This window comes from Streptomyces sp. NPDC088747 (assembly GCF_044751025.1).
Classification (GTDB): Bacteria; Actinomycetota; Actinomycetes; order Streptomycetales; family Streptomycetaceae; genus Streptomyces.
Genome location: NZ_JBIVKZ010000001.1, coordinates 272,172 through 288,931 on the forward strand (window position 1 = coordinate 272,172; position 16,760 = coordinate 288,931).

General features: G+C 70.5%; 15 protein-coding genes. 7 read left to right on the forward strand and 8 right to left on the reverse strand.

Features of this window, described 5'->3' with window-relative positions:
- Positions 1 to 29: 29 nt before the first annotated feature.
- The 4 genes from ACIP79_RS01470 to ACIP79_RS01485 form a co-directional block, all read right to left on the reverse strand.
- Entirely contained in the window at positions 30 to 1,199 is a 1,170-nt protein-coding gene (locus ACIP79_RS01470) for a cytochrome P450 (protein WP_401217725.1), read from the reverse strand.
- Positions 1,200 to 1,270: 71 nt separating this feature from the next.
- On the reverse strand, positions 1,271 to 3,661 hold the full coding sequence (locus ACIP79_RS01475) for an ATP-binding cassette domain-containing protein (RefSeq protein ID WP_401217728.1): 2,391 nt from the start codon (positions 3,659 to 3,661) through the stop codon (positions 1,271 to 1,273).
- Between the two features lie 433 nt (positions 3,662 to 4,094).
- Entirely contained in the window at positions 4,095 to 4,451 is a 357-nt protein-coding gene (locus tag ACIP79_RS01480; RefSeq protein ID WP_383690061.1) for a VOC family protein, read from the reverse strand.
- A gap of 143 nt (positions 4,452 to 4,594) precedes the next feature.
- Complete coding sequence (locus ACIP79_RS01485) at positions 4,595 to 5,311, reverse strand: YqjF family protein (RefSeq protein ID WP_401219174.1); 717 nt, start codon at positions 5,309 to 5,311, stop codon at positions 4,595 to 4,597.
- A gap of 265 nt (positions 5,312 to 5,576) precedes the next feature.
- Between ACIP79_RS01485 and ACIP79_RS01490 the strand changes: the two genes are divergently transcribed.
- Positions 5,577 to 6,752 carry a spore photoproduct lyase family protein gene (locus tag ACIP79_RS01490; protein WP_401217732.1) on the forward strand — a complete coding sequence of 392 codons (1,176 nt, stop codon included), beginning with the start codon at positions 5,577 to 5,579 and terminating at the stop codon, positions 6,750 to 6,752.
- A 70-nt stretch (positions 6,753 to 6,822) separates the two neighbouring features.
- Here ACIP79_RS01490 and ACIP79_RS01495 read toward each other — a convergent pair whose 3' ends face one another.
- Positions 6,823 to 7,251, reverse strand: a complete 429-nt coding sequence (locus ACIP79_RS01495; RefSeq protein ID WP_401217735.1) for a PASTA domain-containing protein — start codon at positions 7,249 to 7,251, stop codon at positions 6,823 to 6,825.
- Between the two features lie 240 nt (positions 7,252 to 7,491).
- On the opposite strand from ACIP79_RS01495, the gene ACIP79_RS01500 reads away from it, so the two are divergent.
- Positions 7,492 to 7,980, forward strand: coding sequence for a hypothetical protein (locus ACIP79_RS01500; protein ID WP_401217738.1), 489 nt, complete (start codon positions 7,492 to 7,494; stop codon positions 7,978 to 7,980).
- 26 nt (positions 7,981 to 8,006) lie between these two features.
- On the opposite strand, the gene ACIP79_RS01505 is transcribed toward ACIP79_RS01500, so the two are convergent.
- The 3 genes from ACIP79_RS01505 to ACIP79_RS01515 all read right to left on the reverse strand — a co-directional run bounded on the left by ACIP79_RS01505 (position 8,007) and on the right by ACIP79_RS01515 (position 11,102).
- Complete coding sequence (locus tag ACIP79_RS01505) at positions 8,007 to 8,834, reverse strand: MHYT domain-containing protein (protein ID WP_401217740.1); 828 nt, start codon at positions 8,832 to 8,834, stop codon at positions 8,007 to 8,009.
- A gap of 633 nt (positions 8,835 to 9,467) precedes the next feature.
- Positions 9,468 to 10,640: a DUF6745 domain-containing protein gene (locus ACIP79_RS01510; protein ID WP_401217743.1), complete on the reverse strand. Its 1,173-nt coding sequence runs from the start codon at positions 10,638 to 10,640 to the stop codon at positions 9,468 to 9,470.
- Between the two features lie 135 nt (positions 10,641 to 10,775).
- Positions 10,776 to 11,102, reverse strand: coding sequence for a hypothetical protein (locus ACIP79_RS01515; protein WP_401217746.1), 327 nt, complete (start codon positions 11,100 to 11,102; stop codon positions 10,776 to 10,778).
- 287 nt (positions 11,103 to 11,389) lie between these two features.
- Here ACIP79_RS01515 and ACIP79_RS01520 point away from each other — a divergent pair, with 287 nt between their 5' ends.
- Genes ACIP79_RS01520 through ACIP79_RS01540 form a run of 5 tightly spaced genes read left to right on the forward strand, consistent with a single transcriptional unit; the run spans position 11,390 to position 16,673 of the window.
- On the forward strand, positions 11,390 to 12,358 hold the full coding sequence (locus tag ACIP79_RS01520; protein WP_401217748.1) for an STM4015 family protein: 969 nt from the start codon (positions 11,390 to 11,392) through the stop codon (positions 12,356 to 12,358).
- Between the two features lie 42 nt (positions 12,359 to 12,400).
- Positions 12,401 to 13,579, forward strand: coding sequence for an STM4014 family protein (locus tag ACIP79_RS01525; RefSeq protein ID WP_401217750.1), 1,179 nt, complete (start codon positions 12,401 to 12,403; stop codon positions 13,577 to 13,579).
- 40 nt (positions 13,580 to 13,619) lie between these two features.
- The gene (locus ACIP79_RS01530) at positions 13,620 to 14,426 is read left to right on the forward strand and encodes an STM4013/SEN3800 family hydrolase (protein WP_401219177.1); all 807 of its coding nucleotides are present in this window, start codon (positions 13,620 to 13,622) and stop codon (positions 14,424 to 14,426) included.
- Positions 14,423 to 15,775 carry an STM4012 family radical SAM protein gene (locus ACIP79_RS01535; RefSeq protein WP_401217753.1) on the forward strand — a complete coding sequence of 451 codons (1,353 nt, stop codon included), beginning with the start codon at positions 14,423 to 14,425 and terminating at the stop codon, positions 15,773 to 15,775. Before ACIP79_RS01530 ends, ACIP79_RS01535 begins: the two co-directional genes overlap by 4 nt.
- Positions 15,776 to 15,782: 7 nt before the next feature.
- Positions 15,783 to 16,673: an STM4011 family radical SAM protein gene (locus ACIP79_RS01540; protein ID WP_401217756.1), complete on the forward strand. Its 891-nt coding sequence runs from the start codon at positions 15,783 to 15,785 to the stop codon at positions 16,671 to 16,673.
- The last annotated feature ends 87 nt before the right edge of the window (positions 16,674 to 16,760 follow it).

Below are 16,760 nucleotides of genomic sequence, written 5' to 3' on the forward strand. Positions count from 1 at the left end.
CCAAAAGCGGGCCCGGGAGATCGAACCCCTCAGCGGTCCCAGAGCACGTGCAGCGCGGCGGGCTTGCGGAAGACCAGCCCGTGCGGAGCGGTGGGACGGTCAGGGTCCAGACGCAGGCCCGGGAGCCGTTCCAGCAGACGCTGGAGGGCGATGCGGGTCTCCAGGCGGGCGAGGTGCGCGGCCAGGCAGTAGTGCGGGCCGTGTGCGAAGGCCAGTTGGAGGCGGGCGTTCTCGCGGCGGACGTCGAAGCGGTCGGGGTCGGGGAAGACCGCGGGGTCGCGGTTGGCGCCCGTCAGGGAGACGGTCACCAGATCACCGCGGCGGATCGTGGCCGGGCCGAGCACGGTGTCACGGGTGGCATAGCGGTCCACGACCGCCGCCCCGGGCTCCAGACGCAGGGACTCCTCTATCGCGCCGTCCAACAGATCGAAGTCGGCTCTGACCAGTGCGAGTTGGTCCGGGCGCGGCAGCAGATGCAGCAGCGCGTTGGTGATCATCGCCTCGGTCGTCTCGATGCCGCCGAACATCAGCACCGCGGCATTGGACGCCACCTCGGGCACCGCCAGTAGCCCGGCGGCCGAGCCGAGGAGCGACGACGTACCCCGTTCCGCGACGGTGACCTCCACGGCCGCGCGCAGTTCCGCGTACGCGGCGGCGCCGGCGGATCCCGCCTCGTGTCCCGCGGTGATGTCCGAGACCGCGCGCACGATCGAGTCGTACCAGGCGAGGACCGTGACCGGCGTCGTGCCGACCAGCCCGAGCGCCTCGGTCACGACGGCGACCGCGAGCGGGCCCGCGAAGGCGCGCCGCAGTTCGACGGCGCCCGCCGGTTCCAGCGCGGCGATGAGCCGGTCCGTCTCCCGCTCGATGAACGTGGCGAAGCCCTCACGCACCTCCCGGGGGCGGAACGGAGCGGTGAAGGGCTCACGGTGGCGGGCGTGTTCGGCGCCGTCCAGGGAGAGCATGCTCGGGCCGACGACCTGGGCGGTGGAGAACCGGGGGTCGTCGACGGTGAACGTCGCGGCGTCCCGCATCACGCCGAGCGCGAGATCGCGGCGGGTCACCAGCCAGCCGTCCAACTCGGGCAGCCAGGAGACGGGTTCGTGCTCACGAAGCAGCGCCAGTCGCCGATGCGGGTCCTGCGCGAGCTCGGCCAGCGAGGTCGCGGCGCCGAGCGGGAAGGTATCGAGGTCGCTCATGCCGAGCCTTGGCCGGGAAGGGGGTAACCGATCACAGCCAAGGCTAACAACCGCTCCGTACGCGGGACGGGTCAGGAGCCGACGTACGCCGCGAGGTGCTCGCCGGTGAGCGTGGAGCGGGCGGCGACGAGGTCGGCCGGGGTGCCCTCGAAGACGATCTCGCCGCCGTCGTGACCCGCTCCCGGGCCGAGGTCGATGATCCAGTCGGCGTGCGCCATGACCGCCTGGTGGTGCTCGACGACGATGACCGACTTGCCGGAGTCGACGAGCCGGTCGAGCAGGCCGAGGAGTTGCTCGACGTCGGCGAGGTGGAGCCCCGCCGTCGGTTCGTCCAGGACGTAGATGCCGCCCTTCTCCGCCATGTGGGTCGCCAGCTTGAGCCGCTGCCGCTCGCCGCCGGAAAGCGTGGTGAGGGGCTGCCCGAGGCTGAGGTAGCCGAGCCCGACGTCGGCGAGCCGGCCGAGGATGGTGTGCGCGGCCGGGGTGCGCGCGTCACCGGTGCCGAAGAACTCCTCCGCCTCGGTGACCGACATCGCCAGCACTTCGCTGATGTCCTTGCCGCCGAGGTGGTATTCGAGGACCGAGGCGTCGAACCGCTTCCCCTCGCAGTCCTCGCAGGTGGTGGCCACGCCGGCCATGATCGCCAGGTCGGTGTAGATCACTCCGGCGCCGTTGCAGGTGGGGCACGCGCCCTCGGAGTTCGCGCTGAACAGGGCCGGCTTGACGCCGTTGGCCTTGGCGAACGCCTTGCGGATCGGTTCGAGCAGCCCGGTGTACGTGGCCGGGTTGCTCCGCCGGGAGCCGCGGATCGCCCCCTGGTCGACCGACACCACGTTCTCCCCGGCCGGGATAGACCCGTGCACCAGCGAGCTCTTGCCGGATCCGGCCACGCCCGTGACGACCGTCAGCACTCCGAGCGGGACATCGACATCGACGCTCTTGAGGTTGTGCGTCGACGCGCCCCGGATCTCCAGGACCCCGGTGGGCTTGCGTACGTCCTCCTTGACGGCGGCCCGGTCGTCGAAATGGCGGCCGGTGATGGTGCCGCCGGTCCGCAGCCCCTCCACGGTGCCCTCGAAGCAGACGGTGCCGCCCGCCGTGCCGGCGCCGGGGCCCAGGTCGACAACGTGGTCGGCGATCACGATGGTCTCCGGCTTGTGCTCGACGACGAGCACCGTGTTGCCCTTGTCCCGGAGCCGCAGCAGCAGGTCGTTCATCCGCTGGATGTCGTGCGGGTGGAGCCCGATGGTGGGCTCGTCGAAGACGTAGGTGATGTCGGTGAGCGCGGAACCGAGGTGCCGGATCATCTTGACGCGCTGCGCCTCACCGCCCGACAGCGTGCCCGAGGGCCGGTCGAGCGCGAGGTAGCCGAGGCCGATCTCCACGAACGAGTCGAGGGTCTGCTGGAGCGCGGTGAGCAGCGGCGCCACCGAGGGCTCCCTGAGTCCGCGGACCCATTCGGCCAGGTCCCTGATCTCCATCGCGCAGGCGTCGGCGATGGAGATCCGCTTGATCTTCGAGGAGCGCGCCCCCTCGCTGAGCCGCGTCCCCTCGCAGTCGGGGCAGGTGGTGAAGGTGACCGCCCGCTCCACGAACGCCCTGATGTGCGGCTGCAGCGCCTCCTTGTCCTTGGACAAGAACGACTTCTGGATCTTCGGGATCAGTCCCTCGTAGGTGAGGTTGACGCCGTTGACCTTGACCTTGACCGGCTCCCCGTAGAGGAAGTCCTGAAGCTCCTTCTTGGTGTACTCGCGGATCGGCTTGTCCGGGTCGACGAAGCCGGACTGGGCGTACACCTGCACGGTCCACTGGCTGTCCGACTTCCAGCCGGGGATGGTGAACGCGCCCTCGGCCAGCGACTTGGAGTCGTCGTAGAGCTGGGTGAGGTCGATGTCGGAGACCGAACCGCGGCCCTCGCAGCGCGTGCACATGCCGCCGGTGCGCTGGAAGGTCGCCTTCTGCGCCTTGGTCTTGTTGCCGCGCTCGACGGTGATCGCGCCGCTCGCCCGGACCGAGGCCGTGTTGAAGGAGTACGCGCTGGGGGGACCGATGCTCGGCTCGCCGAGCCGGCTGAAGAGGATGCGCAGCATCGCGTTGGCGTCGGTGGCGGTGCCCACGGTGGAGCGGGGGTCGGCGCCCATCCGCTGCTGGTCGACGGTGATCACGGTCGTCAGCCCGTCGAGGACGTCGACCTCGGGCCGCGCGAGTGTCGGCATGAACCCCTGCACGAACGTGCTGTACGTCTCGTTGATCAGCCGCTGCGACTCCGCCGCGATCGTGTTGAAGACCAGCGAGCTCTTGCCCGAGCCGGAGACACCGGTGAACACCGTCAGCCTGCGCTTCGGGATCTCGATGCTGACGTCCTTGAGATTGTTCTCGCGCGCGCCGTGCACGCGGATCAGGTCGTGGCTGTCGGCAGCGGTGTGCTGCGCAGGCGACTGCGCGTCCGTCCTCGTGGCCATGGTTCGTCGTGTCTCCATCTGTCGGGCGGGCCGCCTGCGCGGTCCCCGTCGGCGTCGCCTGGCTCGTGCCTGACCGGCTGTCCGGCCGATCACCTGACCGGCTGGCTGTCCGGCTGTCCGGCCGATCACCTGACCGGCTGGCTGTCCGGCTGTCCGGCCGACGGCCTGATCATCTGCCTGATCGGGTTCGAGAGGTACGTCTGGTTCTACATTTATGGGTGCGGTCGCGGCAATGGTCCGCCGCCCATTCGATCAGTGGCGTCGTCGGCGTTGCGGTTGGCGGAGGGGGCGCCGCCGCGCCGGTCAAGGCAGACACCGGCACCCGCACCCGCACCCGCACCGACCCACCCAGGTCGAACGAGTGTACGCATCACGCCGCCCCGAGACCCGGCGCCACGACGACACCGGACGGACACGTGAGCGGAGCCGACGCTCACTGGTCCTGGAGCAGCCCGAGGACGTTCCCGTCGAGGTCGACGACGGAGGCCACCAGGCGGCCGCCACCGACGTCGTGCGCGGCCTCCTTCACGGTGGCACCCGCGGCCGTGACCTCGGCGAGCTTCGCCTCGATGTCCGGCACGTGCCAGTAGGCCACGGGTGAGGTCATGTCCTGCGGTCCGCCCTTCGGCACCAGCCCGATGTGCTGGCCCCCGGTGTCGAACCCGACGTAGTACGACTCGTCGGCCGTCGGCTCGACACCGAGCAGGGCGGCGTACACCGCCTTGGCCTTTCCGAGGTCGGACACGGGGTGCAGCACGGTCTTGATCCCCTGCGTGGAAGAACTGGTCATGGTCTCTCCTGAAGCCGTGGGTCGCGTCGACCCGGCGGGATGGTCAGGCTTCGCCGGCCATGGCATTCACGCTAGCTCCGGCACGCTGACCGGCGCTTCTCGAATCCTGACCGGTCCGGCTCAGCCGCACCTTCCGCCGAGGTTCAGGGGGTCGGGATGCCGCCAGGCCGGGCGGGGCGGCCCAGCCGGACCGGTACGCCCGGTGAGTACAGGACGCTGACCGGCTCGCCCAGCGGGGCCGGTATCCCGGCGGCCGCGACGAGGTTCTCCTCGCAGGTGATCAGCTCGGCGCGGTGCAGTGGCCAGCGCGGATGGTGGTTGGGAAGGAATCCGACGTCGCCGAGGAACGCGTTGTGCATCCCCCAGCGCGCCGTGAGGAAGTGCTCCAGCCGGGTCGGCTCCACCAGGCGTTCACCTTTGCGCAGGACGACACGGCTGTAGGCGCCGCGGGACCCCGGCCAGCGCCTGGAGCTGGTGTAGCTGACGAGGTCGCCGTCGGTACGGACGGCCATCCGGGACCACACGTACGGCAATCGGAAGCCGGCCCGTCCCATCAGTACGGGCACGAGCCTGGAGGCGTCCATCGACCGGAAGACCACGCCGCGCCGACCATGGGCGTCCACCGAGTACAGGCGCACGTTCGTCTCCGGGAACGTCCCCAGATACGGCACCCCCGGCGACCCCAGCCAGCCCACCCGGTGCATCCGGAAGGCGACCAGGCCCACGTAGCTCACCCCGTCGAGCGTGTCGGGGACCGTGCCGTCCGGCAGCAGGCCGGCGACGTCACCCGGGTCGACCGCCCAGTGGACGAAGGCGAGGTCCAGCCACTGCTGCGTGAGCAATGGCCACTTCAGGACCATCGGCGGGTCCGGGGTGACGGGCTCGGGTATCCGCGGTGTGGTCGTCACCGCGCCAGCATCCCAGACCCCGCCTTCGCTCCCACTCTCCGGTGCCCGTGGGCACCGAACGGCGAGCGTCGGGACCTGTCCGACTCCCACCTGGATGTCGGATGACTTCACCGGTGCCGGTCCTAGTCTGTTGTCACGACACCGGAGTCAGCACTGACTCCTTCTGACAACGACGACGGCGGGGACCCAGCCCCGCGGTGAGGACAAGGAACGGCGCGTGGACGAGGCGGCGGGAGGATCTGCCCCGGGAGAGCCCGAGCAGCAGGCGCTCTTCGAGTGGTCGGACACCGCACCGGCGCACGTCCCGGGCGGAGCGTTCCGGGACAGCCCACAGGCACGTCGGATGCTCGACGTGCGGGAGGTCTACGCGGAGCCGGCGGCCCTCGACTCCCCGCGCGGGCAGGAGATCATGGCCCGGCTGCCGGGCGTGCGCGTGACCGAGGTCGCCAGCCACTGGCGCATCCCCTCCCTCCACGGCAACGACGGCAACATCGCCCGGTGGGTCCGCGTCAAGACCGAGACGCTCGTCCTGGGGGTCAAGCACACGCTCACGACGCGCCCCAACGGCAGGTCGGCCGACTGGATCGCCCCGGGCCCCTCCAACGGCTGCGCGATGGCCTGCGCCTACTGCTACGTCCCCCGCCGCAAGGGCTACGCCAACCCCATCACGCTGTTCACCAACATCGAAGCGATCGTGGCCCATGTCCGGCGTCACGTACGGGCCCAGGGTCCCAAGACCGAACCCAACCAGTGTGATCCGACGGCATGGGTCTACGACATCGGCGAGAACGGCGACTGCTCCGTCGACGCCCTGGTCTGCGACAACACGGCGGATCTCATCGCGGCGTTCCGCGGCCTCCCGACAGCGAAGGCCTCCTTCGCGACCAAGTTCGTCAATCCCGACCTGCTCGCGCTCGACCCGCGGGGGCGAACCCGAGTGCGCTTCTCCGTCATGCCTGAGGCCGACGCCCGGCTGCTGGACATCCGCACCAGCCCGGTCGGCGAGCGGATCGCGGCGGCCGCCGACTTCCTCGACGCCGGGTACGAGGTCCACTTCAACCTCTCCCCCGTCGTACTGCGCCCGGGGTGGCAGCGGGACTGGGCCGATCTCCTCACCCACCTCGACGACGTCCTGCCCGCCCGGGTGAAGGAACAGGCGGCGGCCGAGATCATCATGCTGACCCACAATCAGCAGCTCCACGAAGTCAACCTGGGCTGGCATCCCCGCGCCGAGGACGTGCTGTGGCAACCCGCCGTCCAGGAGACCAAGCGCTCCCAGAACGGAGCCCTCAACGTCCGCTACGACCTCGAGACCAAGCAGCGCTCCCTGACGCGGCTGAGACAACTCCTGGCAGAACACACACCGTGGCTGCGCGTCAGGTACGCCTTCTGAGGGCGGCCTCTCAGGCATCCGAGCGGAGATCCTGGACTCGGTGCCCCGAGGTGACCTTGCATCTCACTGCTCAGCAGGACTCGGTCAGTTTGACCGTGGCGAAGTCGATGGTCGTCTCGACGGGGTGCACGCCCGGCTCCGGGGTCTGGGAGCAGACCCGCCAGTTGCGGTCGAGTACCTGGAACCGGCCCGCGCCGGTGGCATCGGACGAGGTGAGGCCGTAAAAGCCGAGGGCCTGGGCCTCGTCCTGTGCGGTCTGGAGGACCTTGCCCGTCATGTCGGGGAGCGTCGCGGTCTCCGGTTCCGCGCCGAGGGTCTCCTCGTCGGCCCTCGGCGTGGCGGCGACGGGGGCGCTGGGGGCGGGCGCGGCCTCCTGGACAGGGGCGCTTTCCTGGCTGGTCGCCGGTGCCTGCGTCCGGGTGCCGGTGTCCTCGGCCGCGCATGCCGAGAGCGCGAGGAGTGCGGTGCAGCCGAGTGCGACGGCGGTACGGGTGTTCACGGGTCCCCCAGAGGCTCAGGTGTGGATGCGAGGGGTACGACACCTGTGTGGGCCGCGGGGTTGCGGATGCTGCCAGGTGCCACTCGTACGGGTGGCCAACTCGGCAGTGTTGCCAAGGGCATTGACGTTCCGTCCGGAGGCTCGTCCTGGCGCCGAAGGGTGTCTACGCTCATGAGAACGGCTGCGCTCTCGCAGGCGCTCCTTTGGCTCGCGAATGAGGATGGGGTGGAGGTGTGACCGGTGGCGGACATTCGATCAGGCGGTGATGGGCCGACCCAGGATCAGACCGCGGAACTGCGGGCTCGGGCCGAGGCCGGAGACCGGAACGCGGCAGGACGGTTGGGAGAGTTGCTGGCCAAGGCCGGTGATCTGGAAGGCGCCCTGAGACTGTGGGCCCGAACCTATGGTGACGACTCGCCCACCACGAAGCGGCTGGCCGAACTGTTCGCCGGGGACGGCGACTTGGCGGGCGCCGTGCGCGTGTGGCAGTTCTCGGACGTCGTGTGGCAGAACCCGGCCGGTCTCCAGGCGGAGTACCTGGACACGCTGGATGCCCTGGACCGTCTGGAGTGCGAGGACGATCCCGAGGACTGGGCCTTCATGGAGGCGGAGGAGTTGGCCGAACTGCTGGCTCAGCGGGGCGACGAGGCCGCCCTCACGGAGTTGCGGGCCCGCGCCGACGCGGGTGACACGGCCGCGGCGAAACGACTGGCCCGACTGAGCGGCTGACCCTCAAGACCCTCTCCGTCGTGAGGTTATGGCGCGTGCCGGTTGTTGTGCGCCGGTAGCTGCCGGCCGGCCGGGATCGGTGCGTGAACGGCCGGTCGATCGTGGCTGTCGTCGTTCTGGCCGACCAGCATGTCGGGGTCGAACATCACGATGCTCGCGGCGATGATGAGGACGGCGACCGGTCCCGCGACGACCGGCAGCAGGAAGGTGAAAAGGGCCACCGAGGGGTCGGACGACACAGCGGACCCGTGCTCGTTGAGGTGGACGGACACCGCGGCCATTCCGGTGTAGTGCATTCCGGTTACCGCGAGCCCCATGACGGCACTCGCGGCGACGGAGGTCCACAAAGCGTGCAGCGACACGGCGGCCCACAGCGCCGCCGTGGCCGCCACGATCGCGATGATCACGGATACGGCGACAGTCACCGGGTCGAAAGAGAAATCTCCGTCCACATGCATACTGCTCATCCCGAGGTAGTGCATGGCCGCGACACCGACACCGGTGAAAATCCCCGCCGCCGCGAGTGTGGAGCGCGAGACGCCCCGGTAGCCGACGGTGAATACGCCGACCGCCACCACAGCCACGGCGACTCCGAGACTGAGAAACGTCAGCCTCGTGTCGTAGGTGATGGACGCGCCCCGGATACTGAAGCCGATCATGGCGATGAAGTGCATTGTCCATATTCCGGTTCCGATGGAGATGGACCCCAGCGCCAGCCACCGCCCACGGTGGTACGTGCGGCGCAGCGACCTGGTGGTACAGCGCAGCCCCAGCGCCGAGCCGAAACAGGCCATCAGAAATGCCGTGACAGGAGTAATCATCCCGAACCCGAACTGACTTACCGTGCCGTTCACTGAGCCCCCCATGCCGCCCCGGGGGCGACATTTTGCAGAAACGTTCCTGTTCGATGGCTATGCAAGTTCTTGCGTGCCAGTCCCAGAATTGAGATCCCGACGGCATGCCTCGGCCGACGAGGCATGCGGATTTGTCGAGGGTGCCGAATTCCGCGCGTCCCTTTCTCGGCGCGGCGAAGATCGACGGCGGTCGCGTGGAGTGTGAAGTGAGACGTGGTCACACACCCGGGGCGAGCGCGAGCGTCACGTTAGTGACGGAAGAGGGCTTTGTCATCAGATACTCATTGGTAAAGATGAATCAGTATCTTTGGCGTCATATGCACATTGCACGTGCTCTCCAGCGGGGGTCCCGCGAGAGCGACGGCGCGGCGCTGAAAGGGCGTTCCCGGGCAGTCGCGCGTGTGGTCGGTGAATGAACGCTGGTTGATGAATTCGTGGGGCGCGGCAACGCGATCGAAGGTCCCGTCCAGCGCGGGTGCGGACGCCGCTCCATGCGTGCCGCCCCGCCACCCCCGCCGGAGAGGACCTCGGCGGCAAGGTCCTCGTGTGACCGGGCGCCGCCATCTCGAAGCACGCCGGTCAAGTCCGTTTCAGTGCATGGCACTTCATGGGCACTTCACCCGCGCCGCGTCCTCACGTCTGCTGAGCGGGCTCGTACGTCTCGGCGGCGAGTCCGAACGTCCACGCCACTCCCTCGCGGGCCGTGCGGGTCGTGGGCGGGACACGCAGCCAGTAGGTGCGGCTCGTGCCGTCGGGCTCCGGTGTGGAGTTGACGACCTCCACCATCACCACGTCCTCGTCACCGACCAGTTCGACCCGCCACAGCACGCCGGTCTCGTCGCGGTGCACCGGAATCGCGTTGGACTCCTCCAGATAGCGGTCGTAGCCGTAGAACTCCAGCATCACTCGGCGCAGTTCGGCGTTCTCCTCGCCGCGGATCCGCTCCGGTGTCAGCGCGGCGAGTTCGGCGAGGAAGGTGCTCGGGACGGGCATCCCGCGCCACGCGTAGAGCTCGAAACCGTCCGCGTAGCGCAGTGCCGGGCCGTCTCCCCTGTCCAGGCGGCCGGCCTCGTCGCGATGCAGGCTCAGTGGGCGTTCGCTGATGACCGCCACCTTCTCGTAGGGCCACCACCAGCCCGCGTTGCGGGCGACCTCGGCGATTCCGGCCAGGGGACTCGTGTCGTCAGGGTCGAACGCGCTCAGCCACGCCGCGTCGTGCTGGCCCAGCGTCGCGTCCAGGAGCAGCAGCCGGATCCGGCTCTCCTGGTGCCGGTCGGAGGCGAGGCTCTCGACCATCCCCGCCCGCACCCGCTCGGTCAGCATGCGGGTCGACTCCCAGAGGGCCTCCCCCGTGGCTCTCCAGTGGCCGCTCCATCCGGCGGGTCCGAGCCGTTCGTGCGCGCGATCGCGCTCCGCCGCCCAGATCCTGCTCACGACGGCCTCGCGGACGCAGGGGCCGGTGTCCCCGATTCCCGCCGTGGCCCCGAGTTCCCCCGTGGCCCCGAGTCCCGCCGTGTCCCCGGATCCCGCCATGTCCCCCAGCTCCCCCGTAGCCCCGAGTCCCGCCGTGGCCCCGGGTCCCGCCGTGGCCCCAAGCTCCCCCGTAGCCCCGGGTCCCGCCGTGTCGCCGGGCGTGGCGTCCATCAGCATGCGCACGGCCTCGTGGGGCGAACGCGCCCAGACGATGCGGGCGGGTTCGTCGAGTCCTGCCTGCCGGTAGGCGCGCCGGACGCCCTCCTCGGCCGCCGCGCGGTCGCCCGCCCCGGTCCTCGTCGCCGTGGCCCGCCAACTGCTCTGCTCCATCACACCGTTCCTCTCCGAAATCCCCTGTGCCCGGCCGGCAGACCCCACCGGTACTCCTCGCCCCCACCGGGCGAGGATGCTGTTCACGCTCTCTCGCGAGCCGCCCCGCCGCAGCGGCGTGGAACACCGCCGGACGTGTCAGTCGGCGACGATCCGAACCGAGCCCGGCACGTACTCCCGCTGCCGGATCACCCGGTACCAGCCCTTGTGCAGCGAGATCGCCCCGTGCTCCTCGTGGACGACCCGCGCGCCGTCGGGGACGTGCAGCAGCATCGGGCCGAACACTCCGGCTTCCCGGATCAGCCGTCCCGGACCGACCACGGCGTGGGCGTGGCCGGTGACTTCACCGAGGGCCAGCACCAGCCGGCCGCGTCCGTCCCGCGGCTCGGACAGCGCGTCCAAGGCGTGGTCCGGCACCGCCTTCTCGTCCAACGGCACGATCAGCACGTCTCCTTGGCGGAACATGGGTCTCCCTCCCGTCACGGCACGGTGTGTGCCGTGGGAAAAACGGTAGAGGCGACCACTGACAATCGACTTCCGAGCCGCGTGCCGCACCCACCGGGTCGTGTGCCGAACCCACCGGGCCGGGCGTCGCACCCACCGAGGGCTCCGTCCCGTCGTGCCCAACTGGCGACCCTGTCCGCCGCGATGTCAGTGGGGCTTGGTAGAACTCCTCTACCTGGATGCGGTCCGCGGGGCGGACCCATCACGATCGTCGACCAAACGGCAGCGGTACGAAGGAGCGGGCGCGCATGACCATCGGGAGCCACCTCAAGGAGTTCCACGGCCTGCCGGCCTTCACTTTCCCGGACGCGGGGGACACGGCGCCCGGGGCCGAGGCGCTTCCCTCGCCCGAGACCGTGGCCTGGCGCATCGCCGTGGACTCCTACGACAGCCAGGAGGAGTGGCAGGACGCGTTCGCGCGCTTCCTGGCGGCCGTGGACACCCAGAAGGTGCGGGCGCTGATCGTCGGCGCGTGGAGCGATGTGTACGAGACCGCCCCGGACGCGGTGATCGCGGCGTTGGTGGCCGCGCGGGACCAACTGCCGTCACTGCGCGGCCTGTTCCTGGGCGACATCGTGATGGAGGAGTGCGAGATCTCCTGGATCGTCCAGGGCGACGTGTCGCCGCTCCTGCAAGCCTTCCCGGCCCTGGAGGAGTTCGGCGTCCGGGGTGGCAACCAGCTGGTCTTCCCCGCCGTACGGCACGAGCGACTGCGCAGCCTGACCGTCGAGACCGGCGGGCTGCCCGTCGAGGCGGTGCGCGGTATCGCGGGCAGCGACCTGCCCGCGCTGGTCTCCCTCGACCTGTGGCTCGGCACCTCCGAGTACGGGGGCGACGCCGAGGTCTCCGACCTGGAGCCGTTCTTCGCCGGTGACCGGCTGCCCAGCCTGGTCCGGCTGGGCCTGCGCAACAGCGAGATGCAGGACGACGTGTGCAGATCCCTGGCCTCGGCCCCCGTCGTGGCACGCCTGGAGGTCCTCGACGTCTCCATGGGCGTGCTCACGGACGACGGCGCGACCTCCCTCCTGTCGGGGCAGCCGCTGACGCACCTCAAGAAGCTCGACCTGCACCACAACTACCTCAGCTCGGGCCTGCGTACGCGCCTGCTGGAGACGCTGGAACCCGCGGGCGTGCAGGTCGACGCCGACCAGGACGACGCGGAGTCCGACGAGGAGGAGGACGGGACCGTCTGGCGTTTCGTGGCGGTGGGTGAGTAGTACCGACCGGGACGACGGGGGACACGGAGGGGGACGAGCGAGATGGAGCAGCGGGGCGCGCCGGTGAAGTGGGCTGTCGTGGCCAACGGGGAGAACCGTCGGGTGCACCTGTTCGCGGCGGCGGCCGAGGAGGCGGGCTGCGGCACGCCTCGTGTCGTCGAGTGGCGTCACGTACTGCGGGACGGCGGCCACGACTTCGCCGACGACGAGGTGGTCCGGCTGGACTCCCCCGGCGAGAACGCGGAAGTCGACCGCCTGCTGCGCGGCACCGCCGAGCCGACCCGGGTGGAGGGTTCCGCCCGCTGGTACGCGCGCTTCCTGGACGGCGTGCGTTCGCTGCGCGGCGGCCGGCGCCTCGACGATCCGGCGGATCTGGCCGTGCTCTTCGACAAGCGGCTGTGTCACGCTCGTCTCGACGCCGCGGGCGTGCCGGTGCCTCCGTCTCCCACCTCGGGTGGCGTGCGGCCGGTGGAGGGCTGGAGCGACGTGCGGCGTCTGATGGAGGAAGCCGGGCTGCGGCGTGCCTTCGTCAAGCTCGCGCACGGTTCGTCCGCGTCGGGGGTGCTCGCCGTGGAGACGGCCACCGGCGGGCGGGTCCGGGCCACCACTTCGGTGGAGCGCACGGCGGACGGCGGCCTCCACAACTCCCTGCGGGTCCGCAGCTACACGGACGAGTCGGAGATCGCCGCGATCGTGGACAGGCTCGCGCCGGACGGGCTGCACATCGAGCGCTGGCTGCCGAAGGCCTCCCTCGGCGACAGGTCCGCCGACCTGCGTGTCGTGGTCGTGGCCGGGCGCGCGACCCACGCCGTGGTCCGGACGAGCCGCTCTCCCCTGACCAACCTGCATCTGGGCGGGGCACGCGGCGATCTCTCGGCCGTGCGCGCGCTGGCCGGTGACCGGTGGGCACAGGCGCTCACCATCAGCGAAGAGGCCGCGGCGTGCTTCCCCGGCACCCTGTGCGTGGGCGTCGACCTGCTGCCCGCCGTCGGCTGGCGCCGGTTCGCCGTCGGGGAGGTCAACGCCTTCGGTGACCTGCTTCCCCGCCTGACCGGTCTGCCGGGCAGTGGCGCCGAGGGGCTGGACACGTACGCGGCGCAGGTCGCGGCGGTCCGGTCCCTGTCCGCCGACCGGCTCGCCGAATGCCCCGCTCCCCCGCCCGGCGTCCGCCCCGCTCCCCCGCTCGACGCGCCACCGAGGACAGCTCATGCCCCCGCCTGACCCCGCCACTTCCGCCCCCGGTCCGGCCGGCACACCGAACATGAACGAGGTGGTGGGCCGCGACGACCTGCTCCTGCTCACGCTCGACACCCTGCGCTACGACATCGCCGTCGAACTCACCGCGGCAGGCCGCCTTCCGAACCTCGCCGCGCACCTGCCCGGCGGCACCTGGGAGCGGCGGCACGCGCCGGGCAACTTCACCTATGCCTCGCACCAGGCGATGTTCGCCGGATTCCTCCCCACCCCGGCATCGCCGGGACCGCATCCGCGGCTGTTCGCGGCACGGTTCGCGGGCAGCGAGACGACGGCCGAGCGCACGTTCGTCTTCGACACCCCGGATCTGGTGTCCGGTCTCGCCGCCCGCGGCTACCGCACGGTGTGCGTCGGCGGCGTCGGCTTCTTCAACAAGCAGGGCGCGCTGGGCGACGTACTCCCCGGGATGTTCCAGGAGAGCCACTGGGAGCCGGAGTTCTCGGTGGCGTCTCCCACCTCGTTCGAGGCCCAGGTCACGCGGGCGGAGAAGACGGTGGCCGAACTTCCGGCGCGGCAGCGGCTGTTCCTGTTCGTCAATGCCTCGGCGCTCCACCAGCCGAACTGGTTCCACCTGCCCGGGGCCACCCGGGAGACGGGCGACAGCCGGGAGACCCACGCCGCGGCCCTGGAATACATCGACCGCCATGTCGGGCGGCTGTTCGCCGCCATGAGTTCGCGGCGCCGGTGTTTCGCCATCGTCTGCTCCGACCACGGCACCGCCTACGGGGACGACGGTTACACCGGCCACCGCCTCGGCCACGACTGCGTCTGGACCGTGCCCTACAGCCATTTCTTCCTGGAGCCGCCCGCATGACCGTCACCCAGGTGGCCGCCCCGACCGACACCCCGCGCCCCTACCAGAGCTACACCTACGCCTACCCGCACAAGACCGCCTACCGGCCGCTCACCCCGCGCCCCGGGTTGCGGGACCTGTGGGCGGGCGAGTCACGGCGATCGCTCTCCCTGTACGTGCACATACCGTTCTGCGAGATCCGCTGCGGGTTCTGCAACCTGTTCACGCGGATCGGCGCGCCCGACGACCTGACGGGACGTTACCTGGACGCGGTGCGCCGCCAGGCCGTCGCGGTGCGCAAGGCGCTGGGCGACGAGGAGACCCCGCGGTTCGCCAACGCCGCGTTCGGCGGGGGCACACCCACGTTCCTGGAGGCCGGCGAACTGGAACGGCTGTGCGACATCACTGAGCAGGAGATGGGAGCCGACCTCCGCGCGATCCCGCTGTCCGTCGAGGCCTCGCCCGCCACCGCCACGGCAGACCGGCTGGCCGTACTGGTCGCACGTGGCACCACCCGTCTCAGCCTGGGAGTGCAGACCTTCGTCGAGGAGGAGTCCCGCGCCGCCGTCCGGCCACAGCGCCGCTCGGACGTCGAAGCGGCACTGGGACGGATCCGTGAGGCGGGCGTCCCCGTCCTCAACATCGACTTGATCTACGGCATCGACGGTCAGACGGCGGCAAGTTGGCGCCACTCCCTGGACGCGGCCCTGGCCTGGCGGCCCGAGGAGATCTACCTCTATCCCCTCTACATCCGGCCTCTCACCGGTCTCGGCCGGCACACCGATCCGCACACGGCCGACCGTGACTGGGACGAGGAGCGCCTGCGCCGTTACCGCGAGGGCCGGGACCACCTGCTGGCCCACGGCTACGAGCAGGTGTCGATGCGCATGTTCCGCCGCGCGGACGCGCCGCCCCAGGGACCGGACGACTACGCCTGCCAGACCGACGGCATGATCGGCCTCGGCTGCGGCGCCCGTTCGTACACCTCGACGCTGCACTACTCCTTCGACTACGCCGTGTCGATGCGGGAGATCCGCGGCATCATCGACGACTACACCGCCACCGAGGACTTCTCCCAGGTCCCGCACGGCCGCCACGTCGACGAGGACGAGGCACGACGCCGACACCTGCTGCAGTCCCTGCTCCAGGCGGAGGGCCTGCCCGTCGCGGACTACCGGCTGCGCTTCGGCTCCGCCCCATGGGACGACTTCCGCCGCGAACTGGACGTACTCACCGCCCGGGGATGGCTCACGCGGGGCGACGACCGGCTGTCCCTCTCCCCCGAAGGGCTCGCCCACTCGGACGCGATCGGCCCCGAGTTCTTCTCCCCGGCCGTGCGGGACGCCATGGCCGCCTACGAGCTGAAGTGAGACCGCCGTGGACCTGACGATCCTGTACCGCGGCCCGCTCGCCTCCTGCGACTACGACTGTCCCTACTGCCCGTTCGCCAAGCGCCGCGACACCACAGACCGACTGCGCGCCGACCGCGTGGCGCTGGAACGGTTCACCACGTGGGCGGGCGAACAGCACGAGGACCGGCTCTCCGTCCTCTTCACCCCCTGGGGTGAGGGACTGGTCCGCTCCTGGTACCGCCGCGCCCTCGTGGAGCTCTCCCACCGGCCGCACATCCAGCGCGTCGCGATCCAGACGAACCTGAGCTGCCGCACAGACTGGCTCCGGGAGGCCGACCGGGACACGGTGGCACTGTGGTGCACGTACCACCCCGGGCAGACACCGCACGACCGCTTCCTGGACAAGACGCGCCAACTCACCTCCCTGGGCGTCCGCTTCAGCGTCGGCGTCGTCGGCCTGCCCGAGCACAGGGAGCCCGCGCTGAGACTGCGCGACCAGCTCCCCGAGCAGGTGTACCTGTGGGTGAACGCCGCGGAGGGACACACCTACACGGACGAGCAGGCCGCCGAGTGGACCGCGCTCGACCCGCTCTTCCCCTTCAGCCGCCACCCGCACCGATCGGCCGGCCTGCCCTGCCGCACCGGAGAGTCCGTCATCTCGGTGGACGGCGACGGAACGGTGCGCCGCTGTCACTTCGTCCGGAGTGAACTGGGCAACCTGTACGACGGTTCCTACCGGACCGCCCTCGCCCCTCGCCCCTGCCCCCTGACCGAGTGCGACTGTCACATCGGTTACGTGCACCTGGAGACGCTTCCGCTGTACGACGTCTTCGCCGGCGGCATCCTGGAACGCGTGCCGCGTGCGCTGCCGGACCGGCCTCTCCTGCCCCTGATCCCGACGAGCCGGACGGTGTGACCGACAGGATCTCCTGTGGATACGCGCTGTACCCGAAATCGGCACTCAGGGTGCTCGATTACGGTCTTTGTGCCGGGAGAGGCAAGA